The following is a 17500-nucleotide window of genomic DNA, read 5'->3' as shown; positions in this document are numbered from 1 at the left end:
GGCACAGACCAGGGGGTAGCGACTGTTTATCAAAAACACAGGGCTCTGCGAAGTCGCAAGACGACGTATAGGGTCTGACGCCTGCCCGGTGCTGGAAGGTTAAGAGGAGAGGTGCAAGCTTTGAATCGAAGCCCCAGTAAACGGCGGCCGTAACTATAACGGTCCTAAGGTAGCGAAATTCCTTGTCGGGTAAGTTCCGACCTGCACGAATGGCGTAACGACTTCCCCGCTGTCTCCAGCATAGACTCAGTGAAATTGAATTCCCCGTGAAGATGCGGGGTTCCTGCGGTTAGACGGAAAGACCCCGTGCACCTTTACTATAGCTTTACATTGGCATTCGTAGTGGCATGTGTAGGATAGGTGGTAGGCTTTGAAGCCAGGGCGCCAGCCTTGGTGGAGCCACCCTTGAAATACCACCCTTATCTCTATGGATGTCTAACCGCGGCCCGTTATCCGGGTCCGGGACAATGTATGGTGGGTAGTTTGACTGGGGCGGTCGCCTCCTAAAGAGTAACGGAGGCGCGCGATGGTGGGCTCAGAACGGTCGGAAATCGTTCGCTGAGTGCAATGGCATAAGCCTGCCTGACTGCGAGACTGACAAGTCGAGCAGAGACGAAAGTCGGTCATAGTGATCCGGTGGTCCCGTGTGGAAGGGCCATCGCTCAACGGATAAAAGGTACGCCGGGGATAACAGGCTGATGACCCCCAAGAGTCCATATCGACGGGGTTGTTTGGCACCTCGATGTCGACTCATCGCATCCTGGGGCTGGAGCAGGTCCCAAGGGTATGGCTGTTCGCCATTTAAAGCGGTACGTGAGTTGGGTTCAGAACGTCGTGAGACAGTTCGGTCCCTATCTGCCGTGGGTGTAGGAATATTGAAAGGATCTGTCCCTAGTACGAGAGGACCGGGATGGACGGATCTCTGGTGGACCTGTTGTGGCGCCAGCCGCATAGCAGGGTAGCTATATCCGGACGGGATAACCGCTGAAGGCATCTAAGCGGGAAACCCACCTTAAAACGAGTATTCCCTGAGAACCGTGGAAGACGACCACGTTGATAGGCCGGGTGTGGAAGCGCAGCAATGTGTGAAGCTTACCGGTACTAATAGTTCGATAGGCTTGATCGTTCTCATTCCTAATGTTCATCGCAGCGCGATCCGCAAGGATCGTCGCAAGTGAACGGCACAGACAAAGACCAGCGAATGGCCCGAGAGGCCCCGAATAGATCCCTATTCGCTACTCTCTATTCCCTATTCGCTCAAGAAAGCTTCTCGAAACAACGTGCGTTTTGCCGACCTGGTGGTTATGGCGGAGCGGCTGCACCCGATCCCATTCCGAACTCGGCCGTGAAACGCTCCAGCGCTGATGGTACTTCGTCTCAAGACGCGGGAGAGTAAGTCGCTGCCAGGTCTGCCAAGCGCACGTTGAAAATCTTCTCGGAACGAAACAAGGCCCGCCAGCGGGTTTGTGGGCCGCCAGTCTCGTCAAAGATTGGGCGGCTCTTTCAATTGGCGAAAACCTCGCAATCATGTGGGCAAATGCCTACATCAAAGCAGGCGAAAGCCGGCAGACTTCGCAGGCCAAAACCTGCACATCGGTGGCGCGGGGTGGAGCAGCCCGGTAGCTCGTCAGGCTCATAACCTGAAGGTCACAGGTTCAAATCCTGTCCCCGCAACCAAATCAACAAAAGGCCCGCAGCAAGCGGGCCTTTTGCGTTTCCGCCGACCGTTTGGGCTATCGGCCGACCGCTGACGCTGCACCTCGATCCCCAGTCGCCGCCCCCAAGCAGCCCAAGCCGAAAAAGCCGGACAAAAAAGCCGAGGCCTGTCTCTGCAAACACGGATACTTTGAGTGCCTCCAGCAACATCCGTCTTGCTCATACCGGCCCCACGTTCTGAGTTGGCGCCGCCGGCAAACCCCGGGGCGGTTTACCAGCGCACCGAAAGGTCGGGCAGAAGAGTTGGCTACACCCCTTTGATCCGATCCAGCAACGTCAGGGAGAGCATCGGGGCCAGGGCGAAAGTGATGAACAGCCAGCGCGCTGCCCCGGCCATGTCCGCTGCGCCGCCCGGTCCCGTAATGCCGGCGAGATTCGCCGTCAATCCGGCCAACGCCGCGCCGAAGGCCGTCGCGCAAAGCTGCACCGTCATGATCGACGTTGCCGCGACATCTTCTTCATCGCGGGGGGCGACGCGAAGGATGGAGGCGGCAAGCCACGGATAGGCGAGGCCAACCCCCGCACCGCCGAAGACGAGCGCTAGACAGATGGCGACAAAACCAACTCGATGCTCGGCAACAGGCATGACGAGGGCAAGGCTCAGCATTGCGACCAGTGACATGCGCGGCGCCAAACGGACAAGCCGCATCTGGCTGCTTTGCCCGAGGCTGGAACTCATGATCGCCGCGGCAGTCCACCCACCGGACATCAAGGCCGCGATGTAGCCAGCCTTCAGCGGCGACTGACCGTGCAGTATCTGGAGGAACAGAGGAACGAAGATCTCGGTGCAGGTGACGGTCACCGCCAGCAGCGCCGATATGGCGTAAAGTGCCCCGAGCGGCGCGGAGAGGCGGAAGGTGCCGGAAGGCAGGAGCCTTTGCCGGGCGCGGGCTTCGACACGGATCAGCAGGGCGATGAGGGCAGCGGCGGCAACCAGGCCGGCTGCATTCCAGACAAGCTCCGTGGCAACGCTGGCCGCAGACGCAGCGAGCACCGCCGCTACCAGAAGCGCTAGTTGGCGCGCGGGTAGACGCGATGCCCTGCTGCTCGAAGCGACGTGGCCCGGCAGGACGAAGGCGGCGGCACAAGCAAACAGGCCGGTCGCGGGCACCAGCGCCCAGAAGGCGGCACGCCAGATGCCGAATTCCGCAAATATGCCGCCGATCAGCGGACCAAGCAGCGTCGCAATGCCCCACATGCTCGACAACAGCGCCATTGCCCGGGGCCAGAGCGGTTCGGCGAACACGCTGCGGATCATGGCATAGGGCAACGCAAGCAGCAGTCCGCCGCCGAGCCCCTGGACAAATCGGCCGAACAGCATGACCGACATGGAGGGGGAGGCCGCACAGACCACCGCACCGCAGGCAAAGACCATTGCCGCGACCGTATAGCCCGCCCTTGCCCCGGCTTCCGAAAGGAGACGGGCCGAAACGGCTGCGCCCAGAATGGAGGCAAGGACGAAGATCGTCGTATTCCACGCGTAGTAATTCATTCCGCCGATGTCTGCGACAACGGACGGCAAGATGGTGGTCGAGACATAGAGGTTGACGGCATGAAGCGCCACGCCTCCGCTCAACGCCAGAGACCGGATCAGATTGGCACCCCTGAACAGGTCTCGCCAGCCGCCGGCCGGCGCGCCACCGGCGCCCGAGAACGACAGTTCACTCATGATAGCTGTGCCTTGGTATCCACGAGGCGCGCAAGCTTGTCCGGATTGCGCATGATGTAGATGCCCGTCGCGCGATCCTCGTCGTCGCAGGAAAAACTCACCGCCGCAGCGATCTGCCCACCTTCGAACAAAAGAGCGCCGTGCGTGCCGTTGATGACGGCGGTTCGCCATTCGTAGGTGTCCCACCAGCGGCCGAGGCTTTCGGTGACAAAGGCCAGCACGTCAGCCTTGCCGGAAACCGGTTGCCCGATCGCGGCGACCTTGCCGCCCCCATCGGCCGCGAGCACGATGTCGTCCGCAAGCAAGGCGGCGAGCCTGCCGGTCTCTCCGGTCGTCACCGCCTGCTGGAAGGCCGTGAGCCGTTTTTCGGGAAGCGCGATGCGCAAATACAAAGTGTGACAGCGTCCTTGGCGCGTCATGAATGACGCGCGGCGCTGTAGTCAAAATGATAAAACCGATCGCTTCCCTGCTGGTAGTGCAGGTCGGCGGTCGGGTAGTCACCGGCGATCTCCAGTAGGGGCTGGTTGTTAACGCCAGCCTTTGAGCGGAAGGACCACTCAACCGCCGACCTGCACCTTGTCATGGAACATGATCTCTGCGGGCACGTCGGTTTTTCGAAGACTACACCGGGCGGACGGTCGTAGGACTCGGCCAGTGCTCGTTTGAGATGCACCCGACGCATCGCCTGTGGAAGTCTATCCAATTGAAGACTTGGAATTAGCTACTGAATTAACCAATCGCAGGACTTTATACCAGTCCGGCATATCCAGATATGCAGGTGGATGTAATCCCCGGTTGCAATTCATCCGTTCCCTCTGCTTTGTCGGGGCAACAAATATGATGGGGATGGGCTATGGCGACCTCTGTTGACCTGGAAAATCTGTCGGCTGCCGTACGCGGCAATGAAGCGCTGCAGGACGAGATGGCGGCGCCGGCCGCCGAAGCGGAAATTCTGGCGCAGGCGGCTCAGCCCGGCGCGCAGGGCGAGCCAGTGCCGGTCGATGCAGGTTCGGGCCAACCTCTTGAGGCGCAGCAGCCGAGCGTGGCCGCACCTGCTGAGGATGCACCCGCCGAATATGTCGCCGATGCTTCCAATGTGGTGCATCTGCCCGCCAACGTCTCGATCGACAACATCGAGGTCGACGGCCAGAATCTGGTTCTCGAGCAGGCCGACGGCAGCGTCATCGTCATCAAGGATGCCGCCTCCAACGTGCCTACCTTCATGCTCGGCGACGTCGAGGTTCCGCGCGTCGCCCTGATTGCCGCGCTCGAAGCCGGCGGCATCAACATCGCTTTCGGCGCCGACGGCTCCATCTCGGCTGGTCCGAGCGCCTCGGCATCCAGCTCGGGCGGTGATTTCAATGTCTCGCCCGGCGGCATCGGCAGCGGCTTCGACCTTTCCGCCCTGCTGCCGCCGACGGCTTTGCAGTTTCCGCAATATGAGGTGCGCGATTTGCTTCCGGGTCTGCGGCGCAACCGGGCGCCGGAGATTTCTGACCTGACGCCCCAGGTCGATGGTGGCGACGTGACGGTCTACGAGGCCGATCTCGACACAGAAGTTGGCGCAAAGGCGAGCGATTACTTCACCGTCAAGTCGCTGGACGGCATCAAGACACTGACCGTGCATGGCGAGGCGGTGGTCACCAATGGCGTGTTCACGCCAAAGGTCATCACGACGCCGTTAGGCAACAAGCTGTCGATCACCGGCTACGATCCGGTGAGCGGCAAGGTGAGTTACACCTACACGCTGACGGACAACGAGGCGCACCCGGATGGGGGCGGCAAAGACGTGCTGTTCGAGAACCTCGAGGTGCGGGTCATCGACAATGACGGCGATACCGTGACTGGAACGCTTACGGCCGGGATCGTCGACGACGTGCCGGTTGCCAAGGCCGACAGCGACACGATCGGTGCGGGTCAGTCGGGCGCCGATCATGCGGCGACGGGCAACGTGATCAGCGGTGAGGGCACGACCGAAGGCACGACCAATGCCGACGTCCAGGGTGCGGACGGCGCCTCGGTGAGCGCGGTGGAGAGCAACAATCCCGGCGGCGGGGCGTCGCAGACGATCACGGCCGGCGGCAGCGTGACGATCAACGGCCAGTATGGCGTGTTGACGCTGCACTCGGACGGCACCTACTCCTATGTGCGCACTGCCGGCACGCCGGGCGGCAAGCAGGACGTGTTCACCTATACGCTCAAGGACGGCGACACCGACACTGACACGGCGACGCTGACGATCAAGATCGACGACAGCGGGGTGACGGTGACGACGCCTGGGGCGGACTCTGCCGGCACGACGGTCCATGAGGCCGGCCTTCCGGCGCGCGGCAGCGAGCCTGCGGGCTCGAATGAGGCGGCGAACTCGGAGACGACGTCGGGTTCGGTGACGTTTACCTCGCCGGACGGGGTGCAGAGCATCGAGATCGGCGGGCAGCCGGTGAGCCTGGCGGCGCTGGCAAATGCCACGCTGAATACGCCGGTGACGGTGGCCAACAATGCCACGGGCACGCTTGTTGTGACCGGCTACAGTTACAATGCGGCGACGGGCGCAGGCTCGATCAGCTACAGCTACACGCTCAAGGACAACACCTCGGGCGACACCACCAGCGCGGTGTTCACGATCAAGGTGACCGACCTCGACGGCGACAGCAAGTCGGGCGACCTGACGATCAAGATCGTCGACGACGTGCCGGTTGCCAAGGCCGACAGCGACACGATCGGTGCGGGTCAGTCGGGCGCCGATCATGCGGCGACGGGCAACGTGATCAGCGGTGAGGGCACGACCGAAGGCACGACCAATGCCGACGTCCAGGGTGCGGACGGCGCCTCGGTGAGCGCGGTGGAGAGCAACAATCCCGGCGGCGGGGCGTCGCAGACGATCACGGCCGGCGGCAGCGTGACGATCAACGGCCAGTATGGCGTGTTGACGCTGCACTCGGACGGCACCTACTCCTATGTGCGCACTGCCGGCACGCCGGGCGGCAAGCAGGACGTGTTCACCTATACGCTCAAGGACGGCGACACCGACACTGACACGGCGACGCTGACGATCAAGATCGACGACAGCGGGGTGACGGTGACGACGCCTGGGGCGGACTCTGCCGGCACGACGGTCCATGAGGCCGGCCTTCCGGCGCGCGGCAGCGAGCCTGCGGGCTCGAATGAGGCGGCGAACTCGGAGACGACGTCGGGTTCGGTGACGTTTACCTCGCCGGACGGGGTGCAGAGCATCGAGATCGGCGGGCAGCCGGTGAGCCTGGCGGCGCTGGCAAATGCCACGCTGAATACGCCGGTGACGGTGGCCAACAATGCCACGGGCACGCTTGTTGTGACCGGCTACAGTTACAATGCGGCGACGGGCGCAGGCTCGATCAGCTACAGCTACACGCTCAAGGACAACACCTCGGGCGACACCACCAGCGCGGTGTTCACGATCAAGGTGACCGACCTCGACGGCGACAGCAAGTCGGGCGACCTGACGATCAAGATCGTCGACGACGTGCCGGTTGCCAAGGCCGACAGCGACACGATCGGTGCGGGTCAGTCGGGCGCCGATCATGCGGCGACGGGCAACGTGATCAGCGGTGAGGGCACGACCGAAGGCACGACCAATGCCGACGTCCAGGGTGCGGACGGCGCCTCGGTGAGCGCGGTGGAGAGCAACAATCCCGGCGGCGGGGCGTCGCAGACGATCACGGCCGGCGGCAGCGTGACGATCAACGGCCAGTATGGCGTGTTGACGCTGCACTCGGACGGCACCTACTCCTATGTGCGCACTGCCGGCACGCCGGGCGGCAAGCAGGACGTGTTCACCTATACGCTCAAGGACGGCGACACCGACACTGACACGGCGACGCTGACGATCAAGATCGACGACAGCGGGGTGACGGTGACGACGCCTGGGGCGGACTCTGCCGGCACGACGGTCCATGAGGCCGGCCTTCCGGCGCGCGGCAGCGAGCCTGCGGGCTCGAATGAGGCGGCGAACTCGGAGACGACGTCGGGTTCGGTGACGTTTACCTCGCCGGACGGGGTGCAGAGCATCGAGATCGGCGGGCAGCCGGTGAGCCTGGCGGCGCTGGCAAATGCCACGCTGAATACGCCGGTGACGGTGGCCAACAATGCCACGGGCACGCTTGTTGTGACCGGCTACAGTTACAATGCGGCGACGGGCGCAGGCTCGATCAGCTACAGCTACACGCTCAAGGACAACACCTCGGGCGACACCACCAGCGCGGTGTTCACGATCAAGGTGACCGACCTCGACGGCGACAGCAAGTCGGGCGACCTGACGATCAAGATCGTCGACGACGCGCCGGTTGCCAAGGCCGACAGCGACACGATCGGTGCGGGTCAGTCGGGCGCCGATCATGCGGCGACGGGCAACGTGATCAGCGGTGAGGGCACGACCGAAGGCACGACCAATGCCGACGTCCAGGGTGCGGACGGCGCCTCGGTGAGCGCGGTGGAGAGCAACAATCCCGGCGGCGGGGCGTCGCAGACGATCACGGCCGGCGGCAGCGTGACGATCAACGGCCAGTATGGCGTGTTGACGCTGCACTCGGACGGCACCTACTCCTATGTGCGCACTGCCGGCACGCCGGGCGGCAAGCAGGACGTGTTCACCTATACGCTCAAGGACGGCGACACCGACACTGACACGGCGACGCTGACGATCAAGATCGACGACAGCGGGGTGACGGTGACGACGCCTGGGGCGGACTCTGCCGGCACGACGGTCCATGAGGCCGGCCTTCCGGCGCGCGGCAGCGAGCCTGCGGGCTCGAATGAGGCGGCGAACTCGGAGACGACGTCGGGTTCGGTGACGTTTACCTCGCCGGACGGGGTGCAGAGCATCGAGATCGGCGGGCAGCCGGTGAGCCTGGCGGCGCTGGCAAATGCCACGCTGAATACGCCGGTGACGGTGGCCAACAATGCCACGGGCACGCTTGTTGTGACCGGCTACAGCTACAATGCGGCGACGGGCGCAGGCTCGATCAGCTACAGCTACACGCTCAAGGACAACACCTCGGGCGACACCACCAGCGCGGTGTTCACGATCAAGGTGACCGACCTCGACGGCGACAGCAAGTCGGGCGACCTGACGATCAAGATCGTCGACGACGCGCCGGTTGCCAAGGCCGACAGCGACACGATCGGTGCGGGTCAGTCGGGCGCCGATCATGCGGCGACGGGCAACGTGATCAGCGGTGAGGGCACGACCGAAGGCACGACCAATGCCGACGTCCAGGGTGCGGACGGCGCCTCGGTGAGCGCGGTGGAGAGCAACAATCCCGGCGGCGGGGCGTCGCAGACGATCACGGCCGGCGGCAGCGTGACGATCAACGGCCAGTATGGCGTGTTGACGCTGCACTCGGACGGCACCTACTCCTATGTGCGCACTGCCGGCACGCCGGGCGGCAAGCAGGACGTGTTCACCTATACGCTCAAGGACGGCGACACCGACACTGACACGGCGACGCTGACGATCAAGATCGACGACAGCGGGGTGACGGTGACGACGCCTGGGGCGGACTCTGCCGGCACGACGGTCCATGAGGCCGGCCTTCCGGCGCGCGGCAGCGAGCCTGCGGGCTCGAATGAGGCGGCGAACTCGGAGACGACGTCGGGTTCGGTGACGTTTACCTCGCCGGACGGGGTGCAGAGCATCGAGATCGGCGGGCAGCCGGTGAGCCTGGCGGCGCTGGCAAATGCCACGCTGAATACGCCGGTGACGGTGGCCAACAATGCCACGGGCACGCTTGTTGTGACCGGCTACAGCTACAATGCGGCGACGGGCGCAGGCTCGATCAGCTACAGCTACACGCTCAAGGACAACACCTCGGGCGACACCACCAGCGCGGTGTTCACGATCAAGGTGACCGACCTCGACGGCGACAGCAAGTCGGGCGACCTGACGATCAAGATCGTCGACGACGCGCCGGTTGCCAAGGCCGACAGCGACACGATCGGTGCGGGTCAGTCGGGCGCCGATCATGCGGCGACGGGCAACGTGATCAGCGGTGAGGGCACGACCGAAGGCACGACCAATGCCGACGTCCAGGGTGCGGACGGCGCCTCGGTGAGCGCGGTGGAGAGCAACAATCCCGGCGGCGGGGCGTCGCAGACGATCACGGCCGGCGGCAGCGTGACGATCAACGGCCAGTATGGCGTGTTGACGCTGCACTCGGACGGCACCTACTCCTATGTGCGCACTGCCGGCACGCCGGGCGGCAAGCAGGACGTGTTCACCTATACGCTCAAGGACGGCGACACCGACACTGACACGGCGACGCTGACGATCAAGATCGACGACAGCGGGGTGACGGTGACGACGCCTGGGGCGGACTCTGCCGGCACGACGGTCCATGAGGCCGGCCTTCCGGCGCGCGGCAGCGAGCCTGCGGGCTCGAATGAGGCGGCGAACTCGGAGACGACGTCGGGTTCGGTGACGTTTACCTCGCCGGACGGGGTGCAGAGCATCGAGATCGGCGGGCAGCCGGTGAGCCTGGCGGCGCTGGCAAATGCCACGCTGAATACGCCGGTGACGGTGGCCAACAATGCCACGGGCACGCTTGTTGTGACCGGCTACAGTTACAATGCGGCGACGGGCGCAGGCTCGATCAGCTACAGCTACACGCTCAAGGACAACACCTCGGGCGACACCACCAGCGCGGTGTTCACGATCAAGGTGACCGACCTCGACGGCGACAGCAAGTCGGGCGACCTGACGATCAAGATCGTCGACGACGTGCCGGTCGTGACCGTTTCTGCGGGCGGCTCCAGCCCGTTGTCCGCTCTGGCACTCGGGCTCGACGAAACGGTTCAGCCCAACGGGGGCAGCAATCCGAACCATGATCGGTACCGTGCTGGCGGTGAGGACGAATCGGGACCTTCCGGTACAAGGAACGGTGGAGCGGATGACGTCAGCGCAGGTGGGAGCACCTACGTTCGCGTGCCCACCGTCAGTTCGACCGTCGATGCGTCCCAGGCCATCAGCAAGCTGACGTCGAACCTGACGGGCGGGCTTGCATCTCTCTTCAGCACGAACGTCGTATTCGGTGCCGATGGTCCGGCGGCTCAGAATTCCCAAAGCCAGGCGCTGACGCTGGTGCTGCTTGGGGGCGCTACCGTCGGTACGACGTTGAGCGTGACCGCGCTGGCCGGCACTTCGCTGGCCGGCCTGAGCGACGCCGCACGCCAGATCTATCTCACAATGGAAAACGGCGCCATCGTCGGCAGGGTTCCCGGCGCAGACGGAATTGGCAGCAATGACGCGGTCGCGTTCCGGATCACGGTCGCCAACGCATCGACGCCTGGATCGGCACAGATCGTCGTCGAGCAGTACCTGCCGATCGACCATGGGGGGACAGAGAACCCCTCGGTCTACGATGAGGTTCTTTCGCTGCTCACGACGGGCGACAGCAAGGTCCAACTGACGCTGACGGTGACCGCCACCGACGGCGACGGCGACGTGGTAATGAATTCCGCATCGGTCGACCTGGTCAACAAAAACACCTCGGCTATTTCCTTTGACGACGACGGGCCAATTGCGCTCACGGATTCAACGCCGAACATCCACACAGTCGGCAACTCGGCCAACGCAATCGTCCATGGCGACATCAAGTTCGATTATGGTACCGATGGTCAGGGCACGCCCAGTATCTCGATGACGACTTCGCCAGCATCGCTGAGCCATGGTGGCACGGCGCTGATCTACAGCAACGCGACGCCGAACGTTCTGATCGCCCACACCGGCAATCCTAATGATCCGGTCTTCAAGCTGACGCTCGACCCGGCAACCGGAAACTATACATTCCAGTCGTTCAAGACGCTGGACGGCGTGACCCATGAAAACGTGTCGATCGGCGGCGCCTTCGGTGCGGGACCAACATCCTACCAGGTGCTGACGAACGGCCCCAAGGGCACGGGTGAGCATCTCGCGGTCGTGTCCGGCTGGAAGACCGGTGCCGGCTTCAACCTGGCCAACTGGAAGGCGGGGGAACCCAATCCCTTCAATGGCATCACAGTTGCCAAGGTCAATGGCGGCACCAACGGTTGGGGCGTTGACGACCAGAATTTTGAGCCGGGTAAAATCCTGCGCTTCGACTTCGGCGAGCAGGTCGACTTTGACGGCGGTGGTTCATATGTCCCGCCGGGAGCAGGCACGTTCAACGGTCCCGACGTCTCGAAAGCCTCCTTCTCCCTCGCGTCGTTTGGGAGTTCGGATACCATTCACTACGTCGTCCACTACACCGACGGGACGAGCGCGAGCGCCAAGTTCGACGTCAGTGAGTTGCTAGGCAAGAAATTCGAGCCCGTTGCCCCTCCCGGCAAGTATCTTGACTATGTCGAGTTCTACATTGAGGACGGCAAGGGCAAGCTCGACCTGGAGAGCGTTACCACGACCAGCACCACGGTCGATGTCGATCTCGATTTCAATGTCACGGTCAGGGACGGCGACGGCGACGCTATCTCCTTCCCGATCCATATCGACATCGTCAACGCGGCACCGACGGCCGGGGCGGTCAACGCGCTGATCGACGAAGATGCGCTTGCCGGCGGCCTGTCCGGCGGCCTGGGCGATACGGCAGGCACAGCGGTGGCAGCGGGGACGCTGGCCTTCAACGTCGGGCCGAGCGGTGCAGCGGCTGCCGATCCAGTCAACTTCTCGCCGATGCACAATCTGGCGGTCGTGGACACGGACAACGCGCCGATCAAATCGGGTGGCGTGGCGCTTGCATATTTCTGGAATGCTAACACGGACACGCTCTATGGCGCGACCGATGTTTCGAGCGCGGCAAATGCTGCTGCGACTGCGGTGTTCAAGATCACGCTCAACACCTCGACGGGCGTATACGGCTATACGCAGATCAAGCCACTCGATCATCCGGAGCATGACGATCCCGCGTCCCAGGGAACCGTTGAAACATCCTACGAGGACAGCCTCGACCTTGCGATCCGCTATCAGGTCAACGATGCCGATGGCGACAGCGCCCAAGGCACGCTGGTGGTCACCATCAATGACGATACGCCTGAAATCGCCTCGGTCGAGGACGGATCGATGCTCAAGAGCATCGCCGGTTCGGTTCACGGCATCATCGACGCAGGGCCTGGCGCCGACGGCCCGGCGGCAACGCCGTTCCAGTTCACCGCGGACTACACCAAGGTCGCAGGGCTGACCTACACGCTCAGCAACAACGACACGCTGCTGACGGCGAAGTTTGGCACCACGACGGTCTACACCGTCCAGCTCAACGCCAATGGCAGCTACGACTTCAAGCTGGCGGAGGGAGCGTTTGCGATCAAGCCTGTGGCCTTCTCCGATGTGGCGGCAGCGGCGAGCATCGCCTTCGCGGACTCCGGCGTCACGATCTCGAAGCTTGGGAGCGGGGGCGGAAATATCGACCCTTATGCCGGCGGTTTCGGGGTCGTGGGTGGCTCGGGCGGAGCTAACCGCATCACTGGCGGCGAAGGCTTTGTGACGACGTTCGCCCAGACGATGGACAGCGTCACGCTGAACCTCAACATCGGAACCCAGCGCCAGAGCAGCACCAGTAGCGCTCACGACGACCTGATGGTGACATGGACCGCTTACAACTCGGCCACCGGCGTGAGCGTCACGGGAAACACCGGCGTGCTCTACGACGGTGACGATGGGAGCAACACCGGAGCCAAGACGCTGACAATCGATCCGGCCGGACTGCCGCAGTTCGACAGGATCGAGTTCACTGTTGTGACCCAGGGCGCTACCAGCGACAACTACAGGTACATGCAGGTAACCGGCCTGACCGGCAACAAAGCGACAGTCGACCTGCCGAACAGCCTCGATTTCACGGTCAAGGCCACCGATCGCGATGCGGACACGGATACCGAACAGTTCACCATCTCGTTCGGTTCGCCGACATTGACCGTAGGCTCCAACGCGAACGACAAGGATAGCAGTACGGAAGACCATATCGTGCAACTGCCGGGCGTCGTCGACGGCGCTATCGTCGGCACTACGGGTCCGAACATCCAGTTTGGCGACGCGGGCGGGGTCGACGTGACTCAGCCGCAGCACTCGGCAAATATCGTGCTGGTGCTGGACGCCTCGACGAGCATGAATGACACGGTCAACGGTGTCAGCCGGCTCTCCATCATGAAGACGGCGGTTCAGAATCTGCTGGAATCGCTGTCAGGGTCTGGCGCCACGGACGTGAAGGTTCACATCGTCCAGTTTGGAACAGGAGCGAGCACGGTCGGAACCTACACCCTGATTCAAAACGGTTCAGTACAGAACAGTGAACTGACGAACGCCAAGAGCAATGTTGGTTCCATCAGCATTTCCGGTGCGCAATATACGAACTGGGAAGCCGGTCTGAATTCGGCCCTGAACTGGATTAACTCAAGTGGCGGCAACAGTGCTCCGATTACCAATGCAACCACGAAACAGGTGATCTTCATTTCCGATGGAGATCCAACGGCGTACAATACCAACACGACAGGAAGCATCCCGTTTGATCAGACGGCCTACAATCACGTCTTTGGCCAGGCTAGCGGTGACACCACCAACGAACCCGCGCTGATCAAGGCCAAGGGCTATACCATCGAAGCGGTTGGCATCCTGCTGGGCGCCGGTTCGGCCGCGATGGGCCGACTAAACGATGTAGAGGACGGTGTCCCTGGATCCGGTGGGGGCGGTGCGGCTCAAAACATCAACACTGCCGCCGAACTGGAGGCTGTTCTCCAGGGGCTCAATCCGCTGGTCAACCTCAAGAGCGTCGGCGCCGACACAATCACGGCTGGCGAGGGCAACGATATCATCTTCGGCGATGCGCCCAACACGGACGCATTGGCAGCCTCGCTCGGCCTGACCACCAAGCCCGGTTCCGGCTGGGATGTGTTCGCCGAACTGGAAGCCCCGGGCGGGGTTGCCTGGACCCGCGCGGATACGATGGACTACATCACCAAGAACATGGGCACCCTGGCGCAGGAATCTGTTGCGGGCGGTACCGGTCGTACTGGCGGCAACGACACCATTGACGGCGGCGCCGGCAACGACATCATCTTCGGCCAGGAAGGCAATGACACCATCAATGGCGGGGCTGGCAGCGATATCCTGTTCGGTGGCACGGGCAACGACATCCTGATAGGCGGCACGGGCGATGATATCCTGATCGGCGGCGCCGGGCAGGACACGATGACCGGTGGCGCTGGGGCCGATACGTTCGTGATCGGGGTGGATTCAATCTCGCTTGCGATCAACGACATCATCACCGACTTCAATCCGGCCGAGGACCAGCTCGACCTGAGTGAGTTGCTCAAGGGGCTCGCCGCCGAGACCGATCTGGAAGGGTTGGGGTATGTGAAGATCGAGCAGAGTGGGGTGAATTCGATCGTCAGCGTCGATACCGATGGCGGCGGCAACAACTACCAGCAGGTCGCAGTGCTCGAGAACTTCAGCTATAATAGTCAGACGAACGATACCGTGAGGGTGCTGTTCGAAGATAATTCGGGCAACAAGCACTCGGATACTCTATGAGTGCTTGTCGAAGCTAGGACAGACAGCGGTTCGATGACTGACAACAAGCCGGACGCAACCGACGAAGGGGCAGGCGCTTTGCTGCTTGCCCCCGTCGTCGACATGGGCTCGTGGTATGGAGAGGCTGGCCTTGCCGACCTGCCGATGCTGGCGCCGAGCCCGCTGCCTGCGATCGACCACGCCGCGCTCGGCGACATCCTTGCGGATTCGCTGTTCGGCGAGGTTATCGAGATCTCCGACCTGATCCCGCAACTGCTGGAATCCGGCGTTGAGCAGGCTGTCGAGCCGGCTGCAGTGCCGGTCGAGCCGGTGGGTGCGGAGACGGGCGGGGATGTTTTCGTCGCCACGTTGCCTTTCACCATCCTTTTCGAGGAAGATGGTTCGTCGGGACACGGCACGCTTTGAGTTTTGAATGCGCCCGGATTTTCCGGGTGGGGACGTGAATGGGTTGCAGCCGGCAACCGCGTCAATGCCGGCCAGGAGGGGGACTGAAATGGCATTCATGGGGAAAAAACGATCGGCACTCGCCGGTCTTTGCGTATTGGCCTTCACCGGCCAGGTGGCGGCCGCCGACCTGGTCGGACAGCCGGTGGCCGACTATTGCCGGGTGGCAACCACGTCGAACCTGGTGCTGACCGAGAATACCGGGGAGCTGACGGCCGAGGTGGTTCGCCTGATGGACGAGGCGGTGGCTGCCGCCAACAGCTCCCAGTGGATCGACTCCAAGCGCCCGGTCTTTGTCTGGGCTTCCGAAGCCAAGGTCGCCTGCGGCATGGCATACGGCTACCTCAGGACCAATACCCGCGACGAGGATACGCTCAACAAATGCGAGTGCTTCCATAGCCGCATGGTGGAATACATGAACTGACCGACGGGCCAGGTCTTGGCCGGGCGGTCGGATTGCGATGAAGAAGCGTTGCCTGTCGAAACTTTCCATGCGGCCGATGTCGCCTTGCGGGCTCGCGTGAGGAGCGCCGATGATCGAGAATGACTGGCGCTTGTTGCGGCGTGCCGTGTTTGTGGCTGCCGCATTGGCGCTACCGCTTGGTCTTGGCGCCTGCCAGGCAAATAACGGCTCGACGGATGTGCTGGGCAGCGCCGTCCAGGATGGTGCTGCGCCGGCCGAAAACGCTCCGGCGCGGTCGGGCCCCGCGAAATCGGCCGAAACGCTGGGCAAAGGCCCCGTAAAGGTGTCGATGTTGCTGCCCTTGTCGGCAAGTGGGGCGGCCGGCGACCGCGGCCGCAAGATGCGCGATGCTGCAGCCCTGGCCATGGCCGATCTCGGCAATGAGCTATTGACGCTGTCGGTCGAAGACACCGCCGGCGACGATGCCCGCGCCCGCACGCTTGCGACGGGTGCGCTGTCGTCAGGCGCAAAACTGGTGATCGGCCCCGCCGAACAGGCCGCGGTGCGCCAACTGGCGGCAATTTCCGGCTCCAACCGGCCGCTGGTGCTGGCGCTCGCCGACAATTATGCAGGTGCCCCGGGGGTCTATTCGGTCAGGCTCAACGAGGCCGACAGTGCGGCGGCGGGAGCTGCGGCGATTGCCGCCAAGGGCGCGCGCAAATTCGTACTGTTCATGGCCGAAGGCGACGACGGCAAGGCGATCGAAAAGCGCGTCGCCAACAGTCTCAGCATCTACGGCGCATCGCTGGCCGTGGCGCTGCCCTTCGGGCCCTCGAGCGGCGGCTCCGACAAGGCGGTGGCCGACATGGCGGCGCTGGTCAGCAATCCCGAGGCCATCGTGATCGCCAGCGGCAGCGCCAATCCGGCGCCGCTGGTCGCAGCCCTCAAGGACAAGGGCATGCTCGGCAAGAGCGTCAAGCTTGTCGGCTCCAACCGCTGGCTCGAGCACGGCATCGACGATCCCGTCCTCCAGGGCGCCCATATCGCTACGCTCGACAGTGCCGAGATCGGGCCGATCGCCGATCGTTTCCGCAAGACCTTCAATTATGAGCCGGACGTCAATGTCGCCTATGGCTATGACACGGTGGCGTTTGCCGCCGGCATTGCCAGTGCCCTGGGGCCAAAGGGCTTTACCAGGCAGGTGATCGAGAACCCGACCGGCTTCCGCGGTTCAACCGGCGTCTTCCGTTTTCGCGGCGACGGCGCCGGCGAACGCGCCATGCCGTTCTTCCGTATCGACAAGGGCAAGCTCAAGCAGGTCGAAAAGTCGACCTCGGGCTTCTGATCGCAACATCCTGGGAATGTGCCGTCTTTATCGACAGCCCATTCCTTGACGGTGGAGCGGACGGTCGAGGTCGCCTCAATCCGCCGAAGCAGCCGATCGGCCATGTTCGGCTTGTCGTTGACACCTTCTATATATGGCGCGACGCGCCCGAACTGCCGGCAGGGCAATGTTTGGCAAGGCCATGAGTGCCCCGCCGCTCTCGGTCTAACGCTTCGCCGGCCGCTCGGAGCCTTCATTCGACCACAAGCGCGCAAGGCAGCGATTGCGGCGGCCCCCACGCCGCGTAGCCTCAATTCAGTATCCCTCGTCTTTGTCAGCGTCCTGAGGCTGTGAATCGGCGGTGAATCATTTGGTCTGGCCTTTTCCGGTCGGGCGGGGTGATTTTGCGGCGGGTGA

At 63.1% G+C, this 17500-nt stretch carries 6 protein-coding genes, 1 tRNA gene and 2 rRNA genes (1 of these 9 cut by a window edge); 7 read left to right on the top strand and 2 right to left on the bottom strand.

What is annotated here, in order from left to right:
- The 3 genes from ABSY17_RS23210 to ABSY17_RS23200 form a co-directional block, all read left to right on the top strand.
- Nucleotides 1-1126: ribosomal RNA gene (locus ABSY17_RS23210) — 23S ribosomal RNA — on the top strand; it begins 1687 nt to the left of the window's first position.
- Between the two features lie 168 nt (nt 1127-1294).
- Nucleotides 1295-1409: ribosomal RNA gene (rrf, locus tag ABSY17_RS23205) — 5S ribosomal RNA — on the top strand.
- 191 nt (nt 1410-1600) lie between these two features.
- A tRNA-Met gene (locus ABSY17_RS23200) sits at nt 1601-1677 on the top strand.
- Between the two features lie 286 nt (nt 1678-1963).
- Here the strand turns inward: ABSY17_RS23200 and ABSY17_RS23195 are convergent.
- Together ABSY17_RS23195 and ABSY17_RS23190 are read right to left on the bottom strand one after the other, a co-directional pair.
- Nucleotides 1964-3385, bottom strand: coding sequence for an MFS transporter (locus ABSY17_RS23195; protein ID WP_378946100.1), 1422 nt, complete (start codon nt 3383-3385; stop codon nt 1964-1966).
- On the bottom strand, nt 3382-3771 hold the full coding sequence (locus tag ABSY17_RS23190; protein ID WP_378946097.1) for a hypothetical protein: 390 nt from the start codon (nt 3769-3771) through the stop codon (nt 3382-3384). The genes ABSY17_RS23195 and ABSY17_RS23190 overlap by 4 nt, the downstream gene beginning before the upstream one ends.
- A 467-nt stretch (nt 3772-4238) precedes the next feature.
- On the opposite strand from ABSY17_RS23190, the gene ABSY17_RS23185 reads away from it, so the two are divergent.
- The 4 genes from ABSY17_RS23185 to ABSY17_RS23170 all read left to right on the top strand — a co-directional run bounded on the left by ABSY17_RS23185 (nt 4239) and on the right by ABSY17_RS23170 (nt 17104).
- Nucleotides 4239-14912 (top strand): DUF5801 repeats-in-toxin domain-containing protein, encoded by a 10674-nt coding sequence (locus ABSY17_RS23185; RefSeq protein WP_378946094.1) that lies wholly within the window; start codon nt 4239-4241, stop codon nt 14910-14912.
- A 33-nt stretch (nt 14913-14945) separates the two neighbouring features.
- Entirely contained in the window at nt 14946-15317 is a 372-nt protein-coding gene (locus ABSY17_RS23180) for a hypothetical protein (protein ID WP_378946091.1), read from the top strand.
- A gap of 88 nt (nt 15318-15405) precedes the next feature.
- Nucleotides 15406-15780, top strand: a complete 375-nt coding sequence (locus ABSY17_RS23175; RefSeq protein ID WP_378946089.1) for a hypothetical protein — start codon at nt 15406-15408, stop codon at nt 15778-15780.
- A 109-nt stretch (nt 15781-15889) separates the two neighbouring features.
- Entirely contained in the window at nt 15890-17104 is a 1215-nt protein-coding gene (locus ABSY17_RS23170) for an ABC transporter substrate-binding protein (protein WP_378946086.1), read from the top strand.
- Nucleotides 17105-17500 lie beyond the last annotated feature (396 nt).

The sequence above is a fragment of the Mesorhizobium sp. ANAO-SY3R2 genome (assembly GCF_042466635.1).
GTDB lineage: Bacteria > Pseudomonadota > Alphaproteobacteria > Rhizobiales > Rhizobiaceae > Aminobacter.
The sequence above is the reverse complement of the archived record's forward strand: the minus strand, read 5'-3'. Positions and strand labels throughout refer to the sequence as shown.

Excerpts from the sequence above, each read along its gene's own strand:
- ABSY17_RS23195 (WP_378946100.1), bottom strand. The coding sequence starts at position 3,385 with ATGAGTGAACTGTCGTTCTCGGGCGCCGGTGGCGCGCCGGCCGGCGGC.
- ABSY17_RS23175 (WP_378946089.1), top strand. The coding sequence starts at position 15,406 with ATGGCATTCATGGGGAAAAAACGATCGGCACTCGCCGGTCTTTGCGTA.
- ABSY17_RS23180 (WP_378946091.1), top strand. The coding sequence starts at position 14,946 with ATGACTGACAACAAGCCGGACGCAACCGACGAAGGGGCAGGCGCTTTG.
- ABSY17_RS23170 (WP_378946086.1), top strand. The coding sequence starts at position 15,890 with ATGATCGAGAATGACTGGCGCTTGTTGCGGCGTGCCGTGTTTGTGGCT.
- ABSY17_RS23185 (WP_378946094.1), top strand. The coding sequence starts at position 4,239 with ATGGCGACCTCTGTTGACCTGGAAAATCTGTCGGCTGCCGTACGCGGC.